The 16,128-nt window shown below is 71.7% G+C and carries 13 protein-coding genes and 4 pseudogenes; 9 read left to right on the top strand and 8 right to left on the bottom strand.

The window, feature by feature from the left end:
• Positions 1–14: 14 nt before the first annotated feature.
• Together ACWD5Q_RS14140 and ACWD5Q_RS14135 are read right to left on the bottom strand one after the other, a co-directional pair.
• Positions 15–266, bottom strand: a pseudogene (locus ACWD5Q_RS14140) (transposase); the annotation flags it as partial.
• A gap of 255 nt (positions 267–521) precedes the next feature.
• Complete coding sequence (locus ACWD5Q_RS14135; protein WP_451427243.1) at positions 522–1,268, bottom strand: SDR family oxidoreductase; 747 nt, start codon at positions 1,266–1,268, stop codon at positions 522–524.
• Between the two features lie 99 nt (positions 1,269–1,367).
• Between ACWD5Q_RS14135 and ACWD5Q_RS14130 the strand changes: the two genes are divergently transcribed.
• Both ACWD5Q_RS14130 and ACWD5Q_RS14125 read left to right on the top strand, forming a co-directional pair.
• Positions 1,368–2,270 carry a LysR family transcriptional regulator gene (locus ACWD5Q_RS14130; RefSeq protein ID WP_451427242.1) on the top strand — a complete coding sequence of 301 codons (903 nt, stop codon included), beginning with the start codon at positions 1,368–1,370 and terminating at the stop codon, positions 2,268–2,270.
• A gap of 205 nt (positions 2,271–2,475) precedes the next feature.
• Positions 2,476–2,659 (top strand): annotated as a pseudogene (locus ACWD5Q_RS14125) (IS5-like element ISNeu3 family transposase); the annotation flags it as partial.
• 323 nt (positions 2,660–2,982) lie between these two features.
• On the opposite strand, the pseudogene ACWD5Q_RS14120 reads toward ACWD5Q_RS14125, so the two are convergent.
• Positions 2,983–3,114, bottom strand: a pseudogene (locus ACWD5Q_RS14120) (hypothetical protein); the annotation flags it as partial.
• Positions 3,115–3,207: 93 nt separating this feature from the next.
• Between ACWD5Q_RS14120 and ACWD5Q_RS14115 the strand changes: the two are divergent.
• From ACWD5Q_RS14115 to ACWD5Q_RS14100, 4 genes and pseudogenes are all read left to right on the top strand, one after another.
• Positions 3,208–3,690 (top strand): annotated as a pseudogene (locus ACWD5Q_RS14115) (SigE family RNA polymerase sigma factor); the annotation flags it as partial.
• Positions 3,687–4,001 carry a hypothetical protein gene (locus ACWD5Q_RS14110; RefSeq protein ID WP_451427241.1) on the top strand — a complete coding sequence of 105 codons (315 nt, stop codon included), beginning with the start codon at positions 3,687–3,689 and terminating at the stop codon, positions 3,999–4,001. The pseudogene ACWD5Q_RS14115 and the gene ACWD5Q_RS14110, both read left to right, overlap by 4 nt.
• A gap of 343 nt (positions 4,002–4,344) precedes the next feature.
• Positions 4,345–4,554, top strand: coding sequence for an MbtH family protein (locus ACWD5Q_RS14105; RefSeq protein WP_451427240.1), 210 nt, complete (start codon positions 4,345–4,347; stop codon positions 4,552–4,554).
• Positions 4,555–4,644: 90 nt separating this feature from the next.
• Complete coding sequence (locus ACWD5Q_RS14100; RefSeq protein WP_451427239.1) at positions 4,645–5,412, top strand: thioesterase II family protein; 768 nt, start codon at positions 4,645–4,647, stop codon at positions 5,410–5,412.
• A gap of 124 nt (positions 5,413–5,536) precedes the next feature.
• On the opposite strand, the gene ACWD5Q_RS14095 is transcribed toward ACWD5Q_RS14100, so the two are convergent.
• From ACWD5Q_RS14095 to ACWD5Q_RS14085, 3 genes are all read right to left on the bottom strand, one after another.
• Positions 5,537–6,877: an MFS transporter gene (locus ACWD5Q_RS14095; RefSeq protein WP_451427238.1), complete on the bottom strand. Its 1,341-nt coding sequence runs from the start codon at positions 6,875–6,877 to the stop codon at positions 5,537–5,539.
• A 444-nt stretch (positions 6,878–7,321) separates the two neighbouring features.
• On the bottom strand, positions 7,322–8,185 hold the full coding sequence (locus tag ACWD5Q_RS14090; protein ID WP_451427237.1) for an IclR family transcriptional regulator: 864 nt from the start codon (positions 8,183–8,185) through the stop codon (positions 7,322–7,324).
• A 222-nt stretch (positions 8,186–8,407) separates the two neighbouring features.
• The gene (locus ACWD5Q_RS14085) at positions 8,408–8,812 is read right to left on the bottom strand and encodes a cupin domain-containing protein (RefSeq protein WP_451427236.1); all 405 of its coding nucleotides are present in this window, start codon (positions 8,810–8,812) and stop codon (positions 8,408–8,410) included.
• A gap of 240 nt (positions 8,813–9,052) precedes the next feature.
• Between ACWD5Q_RS14085 and ACWD5Q_RS14080 the strand changes: the two genes are divergently transcribed.
• The 3 genes from ACWD5Q_RS14080 to ACWD5Q_RS14070 are packed head-to-tail and all read left to right on the top strand — an operon-like array spanning position 9,053 to position 10,919.
• Positions 9,053–9,988, top strand: a complete 936-nt coding sequence (locus ACWD5Q_RS14080) for a DUF6282 family protein (protein ID WP_451427235.1) — start codon at positions 9,053–9,055, stop codon at positions 9,986–9,988.
• Positions 9,989–9,990: 2 nt separating this feature from the next.
• Positions 9,991–10,767, top strand: coding sequence for an HpcH/HpaI aldolase family protein (locus ACWD5Q_RS14075; protein ID WP_451427234.1), 777 nt, complete (start codon positions 9,991–9,993; stop codon positions 10,765–10,767).
• Positions 10,768–10,790: 23 nt separating this feature from the next.
• The gene (locus ACWD5Q_RS14070; RefSeq protein ID WP_451427233.1) at positions 10,791–10,919 is read left to right on the top strand and encodes a hypothetical protein; all 129 of its coding nucleotides are present in this window, start codon (positions 10,791–10,793) and stop codon (positions 10,917–10,919) included.
• 16 nt (positions 10,920–10,935) lie between these two features.
• On the opposite strand, the gene ACWD5Q_RS14065 is transcribed toward ACWD5Q_RS14070, so the two are convergent.
• Together ACWD5Q_RS14065 and ACWD5Q_RS14060 are read right to left on the bottom strand one after the other, a co-directional pair.
• The gene (locus ACWD5Q_RS14065; RefSeq protein WP_451427269.1) at positions 10,936–13,161 is read right to left on the bottom strand and encodes an SWIM zinc finger family protein; all 2,226 of its coding nucleotides are present in this window, start codon (positions 13,159–13,161) and stop codon (positions 10,936–10,938) included.
• Between the two features lie 158 nt (positions 13,162–13,319).
• Positions 13,320–16,124 carry a DEAD/DEAH box helicase gene (locus ACWD5Q_RS14060; RefSeq protein ID WP_451427232.1) on the bottom strand — a complete coding sequence of 935 codons (2,805 nt, stop codon included), beginning with the start codon at positions 16,122–16,124 and terminating at the stop codon, positions 13,320–13,322.
• Positions 16,125–16,128: the final 4 nt, after the last annotated feature.

Below are 16,128 nucleotides of genomic sequence, written 5' to 3'. Positions count from 1 at the left end.
CTAACCCTCTCATGTCACGACAGCCCCTGTGAGCGGGGTGCTGGCCGTAGCTGTTTGGCAAGGTGGAAGACCTCCCGGGCCGCATAGCGTTTGAGGCAACGGACGATTTCGCGCCAGGTCTTGCCCTCCTTGATCCGGCGCTCATAGTAGTCCTGCGTGCGCGGGTCGACCCGCAGACGGGTGAACACGATGCGGTGAAGCGCGGCATTTGCCTGCCGGTCGCCACCACGGTTGAGGCGACGGAACTGACGGCGTCCCGACTCAGCTTGTCCATCGGCTCCTCCCGGAGAACGTCCGGTTGACCAGACACACACAGCCACGGACCGCCCGGCCCCTTGGCTCCACCCCATGACAGAGGCTTCATCGCCACTACGAGCCGGTCCGCCAGCGCACCCCGCATCGGTACTCAACTCCTTCACGGCGCGACCGCTCGGAGCACTCCCTCTCGCCCGCCTCCACCGAGGGCGGGCCCTAGGCCTGAAGGCCCGGGGTTCCTCGCTAGATCCCGCTGAAAGCAGGCCCTAGAGTTGCGAAGCCCCTCCGTCGACACGGAACTCCGTTCCCGTCGAGAAGGTCGCACCGAACGCCAAGTACGCCACCGCGGCGGCCACTTCCTCGGGCGTCCCCAGCCGCTGCATCGGGTTGGTGATCCGGTAGGTCTCCTTCATCGCCTCGACGACGTCGGCGGGCAGCAAGGAGCGGTCCAGGATGCCCGAGTCGATCGGGCCGGGGCTCACGGCATTGACGCGCACCTTGCGCGGAAGCAGCTCGCGGGCCAGGGTCCGCGTCATCGACCGCAGGGCTGCTTTGCTCGCCGAGTAGACACTGAGCGCGTCGAGGCCCAGGACGTTCACCACCGACGTGGTGAGGACCACGCCGCCTCCCTCGCGCAGCAGCGGCGCCAACGCCTGCACTGTGAAGTACGGGCCCTTGGCGTTGATGCCGAACAGCTCGTCGTACATCTCCTCCGTCGTCGAGTCGAACGGCGCGGACGCAGTGACGCCGGCGTTGACGAACAGCGCGTCCACCGTGCCGAACCGCTCCTGGACCGTGCCGGCCAGCGCCTTGATGTCCTTCAGGGACGCGGCGTCGCTACGGACGGCGATCGCCTTGTTCCCCAACTGCTCCAACGCGGCGTCCAGGGTGGATCGGGTACGGCCGGTGATCAGTACGTGCGCCCCGCCGTCCGCGAACAACCGGGCCGTAGTCAGGCCAATACCGCTGCTTCCGCCCGTGATCACGATCTTCTTGCCGTCATAAGTGGTCATGCCCTCCAGCCAAATATCCACCCGCACTCCCTGTCCAAGACCTGTTCCGTATGCCGTCATGTCCCAGGCGTATGACGACACGCGACGTACGCTGGGCGAATGGACATCGATCTGCGGCTGGTGCGCTATTTCACGGTCGTGGCGGAGTACGGCAACTTCGGCCGGGCCGCCACCAGTCTGCACCTGGCGCAGCCGTCGCTGAGCCGCCAGATCCAGCGACTGGAGGCTCAGCTCAGTGTCCGGCTGTTCGACCGCTCGCCACAGGGCACCAGCCTCACCGACGCTGGGCAGGCATTCCTTCCCAGAGCCCGGACACTGCTGCGCGAGGCCGAACAAGCCGCCCGCACGGCCAGAGCCGCCGTCCAGCCCCCTACCGTCACCGTCGGCTGCGCCGAAGGACTGGTCATCACCGCCTGTATGCAGGAACTGCGCCGCCGGCACCCTGAAGGCCAGGTCCGCACCCGGCACCTCGACTGGCGGGACACGCGCGCTCTCGCCGAGGGGCGGGTCGACGCCCTCGTCGCGTACAGGCCCCTGCCCTTCCCCACGGACGGCTTCCGGGTGACGAAGCTCCATGAAGAACCGCGGGTGCTCGTCACGTCGGTGAGTCATCCTCTGGCGAACGAGGAAGCAGTCAGCCTGCGGGCTCTGTCGGACGAGGAACTGGTGGCCTGCGTCAGCACTCCGGTTGTCTGGAGCACGCCCAAGCCGGTCGGCGACCGCCCGGCGCCACCTCAGCCCGCGATCGACGACAGCTACGAGGACAAGCTGGAACTCGTCGCCACCGGCCACTGTGTCGCGATCTTCCCTGCCGGCGATCGGCGCGCCGCTGTGCGCGAGGACATCGCCCTGGTGCCCGTCATCGACACCGATCCCTGCGAGGTTGTGCTCATCACGCGCGCCGACGACCCGAACCCGCTGCTCAGATCACTGGAAGACGTCGCACGTACAGTGCTCGGCACAGCCTCCCGGCGGGAGAACAGCGCGCTCCCGGCCAGCTGACCCCCCAGGCGGTGTCTTCAAATGATCCTGCGTGGTGGATCACGGTCGGGCGATACGTCGACATGAACTGTCGGATGCGGAGTGGGAGTTCGTTCTGCCACACACCCGTTTCCGTCGCTGGGCTCTGGACGGGACGTGCGAGCGGATGCTCCGGTCCGCCCAGGCCAGGGCGGACGCGGCCGGCGATATCGACTGGCTCGTATCGGTCGACTCCACCGTGGTCCGGGCCCACCAGCACGCCGCCGGGACCCGAAAAAAAGGGGGGCCGCGGCCCCGGACTCGGACGGTCCCGGGGCGGCCTGACCAGCAAGATCCACCTCGCCTGCGGCGCCTTGGGCCGCCCGCCCGCCTTCACCATCACGGGCGGCAACACCAAGGACTGCACCCAGTTCACCACCGTGATGGAGTCGATATGGGTGCCCCGGACCGGTCCCGGACGACCACGCGTGAGGCCCGATGATCCAGGAGCGGCGGGTGCCGTCGCGTTGGTGGGCGGTGACCCAGCGGTGCTCCGGCTCGGCGAGCTGGTACTGGCGCCGGGCGCGGTCGACGGCGTAGTCGGCTCGCTCCAGCCGCTGGTGCCAGACCTGTTCCACGACCTGGCGCTGCTGTTCCGTCTTCTCGACGGCCTGCAGGGGGACTTCGGGTCGGCCAGCAGGGCCCCGGCCAGCGCGCACAGTTCCAGCAGCTGGCGCCACTCGCGTCGGCTGCGGGCGAGACGGGACATCTCCACCCCGAGCACCAGCCCTACGTGGTCGAGGCCGACCTCGGAGACCAGCCGCTGGAAACCGGGCCGGGCCACCAGACCTGACGCCGAGTGGCCCAGGTCCTCATCGATGACCATAGACGACCGCGAGACGGTCGAGATGCCGCGGTTGGATCTTGCCGTCAACCCGGTTCCACGAAGTCAGGGACCTGATGTCGTCGTGGAGATTCCCCCACACTCGCCGATCTGTACCGGACCCGGCGGCTCGACATGGTCCGGCTGGCGGTCTTCCTGGTGGACGACCTGCACACCGCCGAGGACGTCGTCCAGGATGCCTTCGCCGCCGTCTGCCGTCGGCACGGCGAACGGCTGGACGACCTCCAGGACGCACATGCCTACCTCCACACCGCGGTGGTCAACGCCTCCCGCTCGGTACTGCGTCGGCGGCGCACCGCCCGCGCGTACACCCCGCCGTACCAGGGCCCGGGGGCGCCGGTCGACGAACTGCTGCTGCTCGCCGAGGAGCACCGGCAGGTCTTCGACGCGCTGGCGCAGCTCACCGAACGCCAGCGCGAGGTACTCGTCCTGCGTTACTGGTCCGACCTGACCGAGGCGCAGATCGCCGAGACCCTCGGCGTGTCCCGTGGCACCGTTAAGTCGACCGCGAGCCGCGCGCTCGCCACTCTGGAAAAGCTCTTGGAGGTGGACCGATGAATAATCGGGCGCCGCTCGAGGAACGGCTGCGCGCTGCGCTTGAAGCGCGCGGACAGCTCATCAGCGCCCACGACCTGTCACCGGCCCGCCCGCCCACCGGAAGTACCTGGGGCACACGCCGGATTCGGCGGGTGCTGTCCGTTGCCATCGCCGCCACCGCGGCGGCCGCAGCCGCCGTCGTCCTCCTGCTGTCTTCCAACACCCCGGACCGCCCCCGCCCGACACCACCCGCACGACATTCCAGCCCCACCGTCGCCCCCACCTCCACCGTCCCGCACCCGGTGCCCTCCCCCGTCGCGTCCGGGCCCTAGGTTGGCGGCGCGGTCCGGCGTGTCGCCGGGGCCGCCGCCGTCGCCGTCGCCGGCCGGAGGCATCTCACGGCGCACGTGGGCGACTTGAATGCGCCGGACACTTCACACCGATGTCGTTCGACCGTGGCCTGCTGTTCCGCACCACCGATCACGGTCATTCCGCGATCACGCCCACCACGCAGGTGAGGCAGAATCATGTCAGTGTGCATGGGGTGCAAGCGGCCGCCGGCCCCGCACACCACGGCCTGACGCGACCCGTGGGGCGCTCTGGCCGGGATCGGCCGGTCACGGCCGACGCGCCGCTGCGGAGCGGAGCATCCTACAGAGAGAAATGGAGAAGTCGATGGCGAACCCGTTCGAGGTCGCGGACGGCACCTTTCTGGTGCTGGTGAACGACGAGAACCAGCGCTCCCTGTGGCCCGAGTTCGCTGAGGTACCGGCCGGCTGGACCGTCGCACACGGCCCGGACACTCGCCAGGCCTGTCTCGACCACGTGGAGGCCAACTGGACGGACATGCGCCCCGCCGGCCTGGTCCGCGCGATGGCCGACTGAGCGCCTCCGCCTCACGCCGCAGCGGGACCCGGGCATGCCGTGTCCGGGCCTTCGCTCACCCCACCGTCCTGCTGACCGGAAAGCCGCCGCATGCCCGTCGCCACTCCCTGGGTGCGCCCGCTCGCCGCCCGCCCGAACGCCCGACTTCGCCTGATCTGCTTCCACCCTGCGGGGGGCGGCCCCAGCCTGTTCCGTGACTGGCCCGCCGCCCTGCCCGCGGACATCGAGGTCCTGGCGGTGCATCTGCCGGGACGCGAGACGAGGGTGGGCGAACCCTGCCTGACGCACTACCAGGAGGCCGTCGCGCAGCTGCATACCGCGCTGCGCCCGTTCCTGGACCGCGAGTACGCGCTGTTCGGGCACAGCATGGGCGCCCTGCTCGCGTACGGCGTCGCGATGGCCGCCGCCCGGCACGGCGACCCGGCCCCCGCCCGTCTGCTGGTCAGCGGCGCCGCGGGCCCCGGCTCGACCCCCGCGAAACCGGGCCGGGGGGAGTGGACCGACGCCGAACTGGTTCAGGAGCTGCGAGACATGGGCGGAACCCCCGAGGAGGTCCTTGCCGACCGGGCGCTGCTGGACCTGATCCTTCCGCCGCTGCGCGCCGACTACGCGCTCTGCGACTCCTTCCACGGCTCCTTCACCGAGCCGGCCGGCCCGCCGCTGGACTGCCCGGTCTCCGTTCTCGGCGGTGCGGACGACGACGTGTCCCCGGCGGACCTCCAGCGCTGGTCGACGTTCACCAGCGCGGACAGCTCGCTGCGGCTCTTCCCGGGCGGCCACTTCTTCCTCCTTGCCCCCTCCGCCGACGCCGTCCTCACCGCCGTCACCGCCGATCTCACCGTCCGCGCCTCGGCCTGACCGCCGTTCGGCGTGGTGTCGCTCGGCCGGCGGCGGCCGCGAAGTCCGGCACGGCGAGCGTTTCACGCCGGCAGGCCAGAGGCACTGTGCGCCTTTGGCCTGCCGGCGTGAAACGCTCAGCGAGTCAGATGTCGACGTCGCGGGTCTCGGGTCCGATGGCGGCGCCGAGGACGATCAGCAGGCCGGCGAGGAACAGCAGGCCCGCCACGGCCTCATGGGTGGGGATGACGGGCTTGAGCCAGTCCAGGTAGTAGGGGTAGAGCGCGGGGAGCACCAGCGCGAGGCTGTAGCCGATGCCGTAGCCGGTGGAGCGGATGGCGGCCGGGAACCGTTCGGTGAGGTAGGCGGCGATCGGCCCGAAGCCGATGATGCCGACCGCGAAGGTGATGACGTACAGCGCGATCACTCCCCCGAGCCCGAGGTCGGGTCCCATGGTGATCAGCAGGGTGCCTCCGGGAGTGACCACCGCGATGAGGGCCCCCGCGATGAGGTAGAAGGGACGGCGGCCGATGCGCTGGCTGAGCATCCCCATCAGCGGGTAGCTCAGCGCGGCGGCTGCCGCGCCGATGAGCTGAGCGGTGGTCAACTGGTTCGAGGTGAGATTCCTGGTGGTCGCGGTCAGACCGGGCAGGACCGCGGAGACGAGCTGAGTGGCCAGCCACATGCCGGACATCAGCACGAACACCTGGATGAGGCTGCGGCGCTGATTCCCGGAGAACAGCTCGACCAGCGGGGACCGGGTGGTGCCCGCGCCCTTCGCCTCTTCCCAGCTGTTCGACTCCTCGACCCGGCGGATGAAGTAGACCATGAACACGAAGGCCATGAGCCCGCCGATGAGGAACGGTATCCGCCAGCCCCAGCGGGCGTAGGGCGAGTCCGGGCCGCCCGCCTCGGCCACCTGCAGCATCAGCAGGGTGATCACCGAAATCAGACACATGGCACCGGGGGACGTCCAGGTGATCAGTGAACTGCGCAGGCCCCGGCGGCTCTTCGGACTCCACTCCATGGCCAGCGGTACGGCGGCCGTGTACTCGCCGCCCAGGAAGAAGCCGTCGATCAGGCGCAGCACCATCAGCGCGATCACCGCGCCGAGCCCCCAGGTCTCGTAGCCGGGCAGCAGCCCGATCGCCAGGGTGGTGATCCCGATGCCGCCGATGGCGATGATGGTGGACCGCCGTCGTCCGACGCGGTCGGCGAGCACACCGAAGACGGCGGCGCCGATGGGGCGCCCGAGCAGGGTCGCGGTGAAGATGAACGCCGTGATCAGGGCGGTGGTGCCGGCGTCGAGGGTGGCCGGCTGGAAGTACGCCATCGCGGGGGCGAGTGCCACCACCGGGAGGTAGATGTCGAACTGGTCGACGAAGTAGCCGAGCACTCCCCCGATGAGTGCTCGGCGGTCACGGACGCCGTCCGCGGGATCCGCGGCGGCGGTGGTGGTTCTCGTGGGCAACACGGCGTCGGCCATGGCCGGTCTCCTTCGACATGCGGGACGGCGGGTGACATGCGGGACGGCAGGCCGGAAGCCGCAGGGGCCCGACGGGCGGATGCGGTTCGGCGTGCTGCATCACCGCGACGATGGGGTGGCTGCCCCCTCGGGACAGCACGTGCCGTGGCGGCAGGGTCCAGGCCGGAGATCAGAGAAGGCGCCGGGCGGGGGGCGGCCGGCGTGGGTGACGGTCGGCGGGCCGGGCTCGTCCGCCGGAGCGTGACGCCTACCGCCCGGCCACCCCTGGCGGTGCTGACGCGGTGAGATCAGCGCGTCAGGAGGTGGGTCCTCCGGCGGGAGTGGTGGTGCGCGGGGCGCACTGGCGCAGGTGCGGCTCCGCGTGGCTCATCGCCCGTAACTCTTCCCCGGGTGTGCGGTGGAGATCCTCACTTGCCATCTGTCCATGCTTTCTTGCCGTCGAGCCTATTCGGCTCGTTCCTGGACAACTTCGGTGTGTCCCAGCCGGGCGGAGATACGGGACGCGGTGTCCCTGAGCGCCATGGCCAGCCGCGAGTCCGGCTCGACCGCGATGGCGTCCGAGGTGCCCACGAGGGCTACGGTGGCCCGGATGACGCCCCGGCCGTCGAAGACCGGCGCCGCGATGGCGCGTACTCCCTGCACCACCATCGAGTGCTCGCCCAGTCCCGTCCGGCGCGCTCGTTCCACGCTCTGCTCGACCTCGTTCCGCACATGGGGAGGCAGGGACGCGATCAGCTGCGTGATGTGGTCCTGGTCGGGGTGGTGGGCGAGGAACAGCTGGGACTGCGCGGCGAACGGAGGGAGCTCGCTGCCCTCTCGCACCACGACCTGCACCAGTTTTCCCGCGTCCTCCTGAACCCGGGCGACCACGGCTCCGGCGCCGCTCCACAGACTGAGGACGACGGTCTCGTGTGCCTGCGCGGACAGGTCGGCCATGTAGGGAGCGGCGATGTCGAGCACCCTGGACTCGCGCATCGCGCTCGCTCCCAGATGCACGGCCAGTGGTCCCGGGCCGAACGTACCGCCGTCATGCCGCTCGATCAGCCCGGCCCCGGCCATGGAGGCCAGGTAGCGATGCGCGGTCGAGCGTTGCAGGCCGAGCCTCTTCGCCACGTCCGTGGGACGGATCTCCTGGTCGCGTGCCACCATGCGGAGGATCTCCGCGCACCGGGTCACGGCCTGGATGTCCCCGTCCCGCTGCGCCGCCCGCTGATCCAGACGGGCCGGCTCGCTCTTCGCCGGCTTCTCCGTCGGCTGCTCGACCACCGTGCTCGCCTCCCAGGGCTCCGCTTGTTCGCCTACACGCATAGTTTCCATCACCGCGGAACACCGGGAAGCGTGGCGGCCCAGCCCTCCGGCGGCTGCCCCTCGGCGTCCTCGGTCCGGGTACGCCGTGCGGCACGGGGGTTCACCGACGCCGTAACGGTCGCGTTCCCGGTTGTGTCCGGACCTCCGGGTGCCGCTGGGCGGCGCCGCCCGGGGCCGGACTCGCTTCCGCTGCCGCGGAGCGTGCCGGGACATCGCGCGGGGTCATGACGCCTCGACCGCGCCGGTGGTGGGGTCCACGGTCTTGTGCTGAGCGTCCAGGTGCATCAGGTCGGCCCGCGGCGGTACGAAGATGTCCAGGTTGAGGCACGGCCCCTCCAGGGGCTCGATGTAATGCGGGGAACCGGCCGGCACGAGCAGCATCGACCCGGCCGTCATCTCGTGGGCGACACCGTCGATGTAGTAGTGGGCCCGGCCCGACACGATGTAGGCGAGCTGGTCGAAGTCGTCGTGCACATGGGGGTTCAGCGCCATCCCCGGCTCGACGTAGTTCATCACCAGCATCACGTCGTCGGTGATGTAACCGCTCCGCCGGACGCCCTCCCGCACATGCTCCGTGGGCAGGTCCTGCCACCGCACGACCTTGCGGTACAGCTCCTTGCTGCTCATACGGTCCTCCTGTTCTCACCTGTTCTCATCGAGCAAGTGTCCTGCATAGAGAGATGCGATTCGCTCTATGCGGAACATGGCGTGAATGCTAGGGTGACCGAATCCACCCGTCAAGCCCCGTAGGCAACTCTTCCGAGCTCGCATATTTCAAGGGATAGACGGGGATCATCCGCATCGCACCCGCATCCGATGAGGCAGCATCATGTCCCGAAATGCGGGCAGTGAATCCGAGGAGGAGCGATGTCCGACGTGGTAGTCGACCTGGAACTCGACCCCCGATACGACGCCGTCGACGATGAGGAAGTCACCGAACTCCTCACCGGAGCGGTGGACCTGCATGTGCACCCGGCCCCGTCACCCTTTCCGCGCCGGCTCGGCCTGCTGCAGGCCGTGGAGCAGGCTCATGCGGCCGGCTTCAAAGCCCTGATCGTCAAGTCACACCACCACAGCATGGTCACCGACGTCCTCGCGGTGTCGGACGCGGTGGGCGGGCTGCCGATCCCGGTCTACTCCGGTGTGGCACTCAACAACCAGGTCGGCGGCATCAACCCCGCGGCAGTGGAACTGGCGTTGAACCTCGGCGGCAGGATCGTCTGGTTCCCGACCATCTCCTCCGGCCGGCACATCTGTGTGCACAACGAGGAGCTGAAGTTCCCGCGGACCGCGAAGCCCTTCCGCAAGGACACCCCGACCCGCGTTCTCGACGACGAGGGCCGGATACTGCCCGAGGTCCACGACGTCCTCGACCTCATCAAGGACGCCGACGCCATCCTGTCCGGGGGGCACATGGGCGTCGCGGAACTGGACGCGGTGATCCGCGCCGCGCACGCCAAGGGCATCGAGCGGATCGTCGTCAGCCATCCCAACTTCGTGATCGGCGCGGAGCCGGAACGGTGCCGGGAATGGGCCGAGCTGGGTGCGAAGTTCGAGCACGCGCTGTGCATGTACGACGACCGCTCCACCTTCTTCCACTGGACGCTCGACGTGATGCTCGACTACATCAAGGCAGTGGGGATCGAGAACACCTACCTCGGTTCCGACCTGGGACAGCTGGGCAACCCCTACCCGGTGCAGGCGTACCGGCGCACCGTGCGCGGGCTGCTCGACCTCGGGGTGAGCCAAGACGACGTCCGCGCCCTGGTCAGTACCAATCCCGGCAGGATGCTGGGGATCTGACCATGACACCCGAGCCGTTGCGCGCCGTCGCGTCCCGCAGGCCGGTGTTCGGCACCTTCCTGAAGCTGCCCAGGCCGGAAGTGGTGGACATCCTGGCCCTCTCCGGGCTCGATTTCCTGATCTGCGACATGGAGCACGCACAGATCGACGAGGCCGGTGCCCGCACGGTGATCCAGGCCGGACGAGCGGCCGGTATCCCCGTGGTCGTACGCGTCCCGACCTTGGAGCCCGGCCAGGTCAACCGGCTTCTGGAAGCAGGAGCCGAAGGAATCCAGCTCTCCGGGACGGCTTCCGTGGCCCAGGCCTCGGACCTGTCGGCATTCACCCGCTACCCACCGGCCGGGCGGCGCGGGCTGAGCACCGCCCAGCCCGCGGCCGGATACGGCACCGTGCCCGTGGGGCGGTACCTGACCGCCAGCAACGAACGCGTCCTGCGGGTGGGGCAGTTGGAGACCGCGCACTACGACGATCCGCTGGAGAAGATCGTCGCGGAGCTGGACATCGCGTTCATCGGCACCATGGATCTCTCGGTCGACCTGGGCTTCCCCGGTCAGGTCTCGGCCCCCGCCGTACAGGAGAAGATCAACGAGATCGCCTCGGCGGCCCGGCGGACAGCGACGCCGCTGGGGATCTTCGCGGCCGATGAGTCGGCGGCCCGGACAGCGGCCGCTTCCGGTTACCGGTACATCGCGGTGGCCAGTGACCTGGCCCTGCTGTCCTCGGCTGCCACAGCACGCTTCGCCTCGCTGACCGGCCCGCCACGAGAGGACCGCCGCTGATCCGGAACGGAGGCCATCGCCCCATGGACAACGCGGCGGCCACCGCCGTGCAGGAAGGGGCCGACATCGATGACGGCGCCTCACTCGCCGTCGGCGGCTCCGGCCTCAGCGGCATCCCGGACACCCACATCCGCGCCCCGGATTCCCGGTGACCGCGGCACGCCGTCGTCACCGGGAATCCGGGAGGGCAAGGCCGGTGAGTGCGCCCACCGGGTCCGGGTCCGGGGTGCCACGGGGCCACCAGTCCTCGTGGCCTGGCTCTGACGCGTAGGCGTACCACAGACCGTCGCGGCCCAGGCGGAGTTGGAGGTGACCGTGGGGGTGGGTGAGGTGGTTGCGCCAGGGACGGAACGCGGGGAAATCAGCGGCGAGCAGGAGCGGGCGGGCCCGGTCGAAGCGGCCCGCCGGCGGGTCCCAGGGCTCCTCCAGGACGGCAAGCCCCTCGCTGCCGCCCTGGCGCCAGGCGGCCACCGCGCGGGTCAGTTCGGCCGGGGTGCGGCCGGTCGCGGAGGCCAGCGAGGAGTAGAGCGTGCGCGTGCCGGCGGTCAGGCCGGAACCGGGGCGGGCCGCGGCGAGGCGCACCGCGTCCTGCCACAGCGTCAGCTCGCCGACCGGGTCCCGTCCGGTGGACAGCAGTGTGTGGGCGCGGGCGGCGGCGTCCGTCGCCAGCTGGTCCAGGGCGAAGGAATCCGGGCCGCCCGGCGCCGCGGGATACGCCGGCGGCTGCTCGGGATGCGACGGCGGGGGCAACGGTGCCGGGAGCGGCGGGCGGTCGCGGGGCGCGAGGGCATCGGCGGCCGGTACGCCGGGCAGCCGCGCGGGCTGCCGGTCGCGCGCGGCGCGGGCCGCCGCGGCGGCGTTGCGGCGGGACAGCGCGTCGAGCACCTCTCGTTCGCCGCGACCGCGCAGCAGGAGCAGCACGAAGGGGTCGGCGTCGAGCAGTCGTGCCGTCTGGTAGCAGACCGCGGCGGCGTGCTTGCAGGGGTGGCCGGCATCGGGGCAACTGCAGTGCGGTTCGAGGTCGCCGGTCCCGGGGAGCAGCCGGACCCCGCACTCGGCGAGGGAGTGCGGCACCTGCTTGTCCAGCAGCGCGGCGATGTGTCCCGGCCGCTCCGCGGCGGCGTCCAGGAAGCGGTCCCACTCGTCGTCGGAGAACGTCCGCAACCGCACCTGCACCCGGTACGGGCGCGGACGGCTCCCCTGGACATACGCCAGGACGAGCCCCGGGGTGACGGTGACGGCGTCCACGTTCCCCTGGTCCGCGTAGGCCCGTCCCCGGGTCAGCCGTGCCGTGTCGAGGGCGCTCTCCTCCAGCGCCGCGACCCAGGCGTTGCCCCACCACGTCCCGGCGAACCCTTCGGCGGCGTCCGCCGCCGACGTCCGGGTCGGCAGGGAGGCGAACGTGCGCCGCAGCTCGCCGTCACGGCCCGGGGCCGCCATGGAGCGCGGGTAGCGCGCCGCCGGGGGCGTGGCGGGAGGCGTGTCCCGGGGTTCCCCGGACGAGTCCGGCTGGGCACGCCGGCGTTTCGAGAACAGGTCCACCACCTCGTTCCGGGCGTGCGCGGACGCCTCGTCCCGCTCCCCCCCCCCGACGGTCCGCACGGTGGGCGCGGTCCCGCCTCGCGGTGCCGGCGACGGCGGCGGCCGGAAGGCCCCGGCGATCAGATCCCGAACCTCCCGGCTCCGCTCACCGGCCGCCCGTATCCGGGCATCCCGGCGCCGCCGGGCACCGGACAGCCGAACGACACGGGGCGACTCCGTACTGCCGGACGGCCCCGGGTCTGCGGATGGTCCTGGGTCGACGGACGGCCCCGGGTCTGCGGACGGTCCCTGCGTGCCGGATGGCCCCGGGTCGGCGGACGGTCCCGGGTCGACGGACCGTCCCTGCGTGCCGGACGACTCCGGGGCGGCGGACGGTCCCCGCGCGTCGGACGACCCCGCGCCGACAGAAGAACCCCACGCGCCGGACGGTCCCGGGCCGACGGACGAATCCTGCCCCTCACGCACCGCAGACGTCCCAAGCCGACGTGGCGACTCGCGGCCCTCGGCCGCCGTCTCGTTCCGCCCCCGTTCCGCTTCCGCTGCTGCTTCCGCCCGGGCTGTTTCCGCCCGGGCGGCGCGCAGCGCCTCGCGGGCGGCATCGCCGGGGCGTGTGGCGCGAACCGGTACCGAGGAAGCGTCGACCGCCCCGCCTCCCCCTGCCCCGGCCCCGGCACCGGCACCGGCACCGGCACCGGCTGAAGGCTCCTTCCCAGGCTCCCCCTCTGCTCCTGCTCCTACGCCCGCGCTCGCCCCGGCCCCCGCACCGCTTCGGCGGTCCGCGTTCGCCCGCCGCAGGGCCGCGCGTGCCGCGTCGCCCGGGCGGGGCGGCTTCGTCGTCCTTCCCTCGGGCACGGTGGCGTCCGCGTGCTCGGCGGGAGGCTCGCCGTCCCCGTTCTCCTCCGCGGCCCGCTCCCGTTCCCGCGCGGCGCGCAGCGCACGGCGCGCCGCGTCGGCGGGGCGGCCGTCCGCGCCGGGTGTCCCCTCGGGACGCGTCTCCTTCTCCGTCCCGTTCACTCCGCCCTCCTCAGCGAGACCAGGTCCCTCAGCTCATGGTCGGTCAGTTCCGTCAGGGACGACTCGCCGGCGCCCAGGATCGCGTCGGCCAGCGCGCGCTTGGACTCCAGCATCTCGGCGATGCGGTCCTCGACCGTGCCCTCGGTGATCAGGCGGTGGACCTGGACGGGCTGGGTCTGGCCGATGCGGTAGGCCCGGTCCGTGGCCTGTTCCTCCACCGCCGGGTTCCACCAGCGGTCGAAGTGGATGACATGGCCCGCACGGGTCAGGTTCAGACCCGTGCCCGCCGCCTTCAGGGAGAGGACCAGGATCGGGGTAGCCCCGCTCTGGAAGCGGTCCACCATCCGTTCGCGGTCGGGTACCGCGGTGCCGCCGTGCAGCAGTTCGACGGGCACCGCGCGGGAGGCCAGGTGTGTGGTGATCAGACGGGCCATGCGGACGTACTGCGTGAACACCAGCGCCGAGCCGTCCTCCGTCAGCAGCGTGTCCACCAGTTCGTCGAGCAGGGCGAGTTTCCCGGACCGCGCGATGAGGCCGGTCGCCGCCCCGGTGTCCTCCTTCAGGTAGAGCGCGGGGTGGTCGCAGATCTGTTTGAGCGAGCCGAGGAGCTTGAGGACCAGGCCCCGGCGGCCGATGCCCTCCGCCGTCTCGATCGCCAGCATGGACTCCCGTACGACCGCCTCGTAGAGCGCGGCCTGCTCGCGGGTGAGCGGCACCGGATGGTCGGTCTCCGTCTTCGGCGGAAGCTCGGGGACGATCCCCGGGTCGGACTTCCTGCGGCGCAGGAGGAAGGGGCGGACCAGGCGGGCCAGCCGCTCCGCGGCCTGTGCGTCCTCGCCGTTCTCCACGGCGCGTGCGTGCCGGGCGCGGAAGGACTTCAGCGGGCCGAGCAGTCCGGGAGTCGTCCAGTCGAGCAGGGCCCACAGCTCGGAGAGGTTGTTCTCCACGGGAGTGCCGGTGAGGGCCACGCGGGCGGGCGACGGGATCGTGCGCAGGGCCTTGGCCGTCGCCGAGCAGGGGTTCTTGACGTGTTGTGCCTCGTCCGCGACGACCAGGCCCCAGGGCTGTTCGGCCAGTCGGGGGGCGGCCGTCCGCATCGTCCCGTACGTGGTGAGCACGAAGCCGCCGTCCAGGCCGTCCAGGGTGCGCTCGGGGCCGTGGAAACGGCGGACCGGGACGCCGGGGGCGAAGCGGGTGATCTCCCGCTGCCAGTTGCCCAGCAGTGAGGCCGGGCAGACCACCAGGGTCGGCTCCCGGTGGGCGCGGCGCAGATGCAGGGCGATGACGGTGACCGTCTTGCCGAGCCCCATGTCGTCGGCGAGGCAGCCGCCGAGGCCGAGGGAGGTCATGAGGTCGAGCCAGCCAAGACCCCGTAGCTGGTAGTCCCGGAGCCGGGCGGCGAGGCCCGTCGGTGGTTCCACCGGGCCGACGCCTGCCGTCAGCCGGTCCCGGAGCGCGGCCAGCGCGCCGGCCGGCACGACCTCCACCGTCTCGCCGTCGACCTCCGTACTGCCGGTGAGCGCGACGGACAGCGCGTCGACCGGGTCGAGCAGGCCCAGCTCGCGCTTGCGGGCCTTGCGGACCAGGGCCGGATCGACCAGCACCCACCGGTCACGCAGCCGGACGACCGGCCGGTGGGCCTCCGCGAGCGTGTCCATCTCCGCCTCGGTGAGCGGATCCTCGCCGAGCGCCAGTTGCCAGCGGAACCGCAGCAGGTCCTCGCTCTCGAAGAAGCCCGTGCCGTCGGTCGCCGAGCCGGGCGCGGGCCGGACGACCGCGGTGGCGGTGAGGTCCTGCGCCAGGTCCCGGGGCCAGTGCACCGCGACCCCGGCCGCGCCCAGCCGGGTGGCCGCGACACCCAGCAGCTCGCCCACCTCCTCCTCGGACAGCGCGAGGACGTCCGGCACCTCCTGCTCGGCGACCCGGTCCAGCGGCGGCCAGACGCGGGCCGCCCGGCGGACGGCGAGGGCCGCGTCCACCCGTGCGCGGGGGCCGAAGCCGGTGTCCGCCTCGCCCGCCCACAGCTGCGCCGCGTCCACGACGAGGGTCGGGTCGGCGAGGCTGTGCACCTGCACCACCGCGGCTCCCACGCGGCGGGCGCCCTCCCCGTCGTCGAACAGGTCGAACGCCGACAGGTCCAGGCGCAGCGAGATCCGTACGCCCGCGTCCATGCCGGCCGCTACTTCGGCGGCCCAGGTGTGGGCCCCGGGCAGCCGTTGCGGAGCGAGCGCCGCGAAGGGCCGGCCCGCGGCGTGGCCGGCCGCCGGGGTGCGCGGCAGGGTGTCCGCGACCGCGTCGAGGAAGGACCGCACAAGAGCCTCGGGCTCGGGCAGCAGCAGGGGACCCTTGCCCGGGAGCGGGACGGCGTGACCCTCGTACGGCAGGGCGGCTGCGATGGCTCTCAGGTGGGTGATGTCGTCCGGTTCCAGGGGACCGGCGCGCCAGGCGTCGTCTCCGTCCGGGGTGAGACCGGGCAGCAGCCGCCCGCGGGCGACGAGCCGGAGGGCGTGCAGGGCGGCCGCGCCCCAGCAGGCGGTGGCGGGGTGTGCGGCGGGATCGCGCCGGGCCCGGGTGAGCAGCGGCAGGGCCTCGGCGACCGGCAGCGACACGGCGGGCACGGTGCTGGTGCGCATCCCGGATCCGTGCGGGCGTACGACCGTCAGTTCCTCGGTGGTCCCCGACGGCGGCTGTCCGTCCTCCGGGTCCCAGAAGGCGACCCGGCCGCGGCGGGGCAGCGGCTCGGGCAGGAAGACGGCGGCCAGCCGCACGGGCACGGCCCGCTCGGCCACCTGGTCGGCCATACGT

The sequence above is a fragment of the Streptomyces sp. NPDC002513 genome, assembly GCF_053595355.1.
This window is presented reverse-complemented; position numbering and strand designations above follow the sequence as displayed.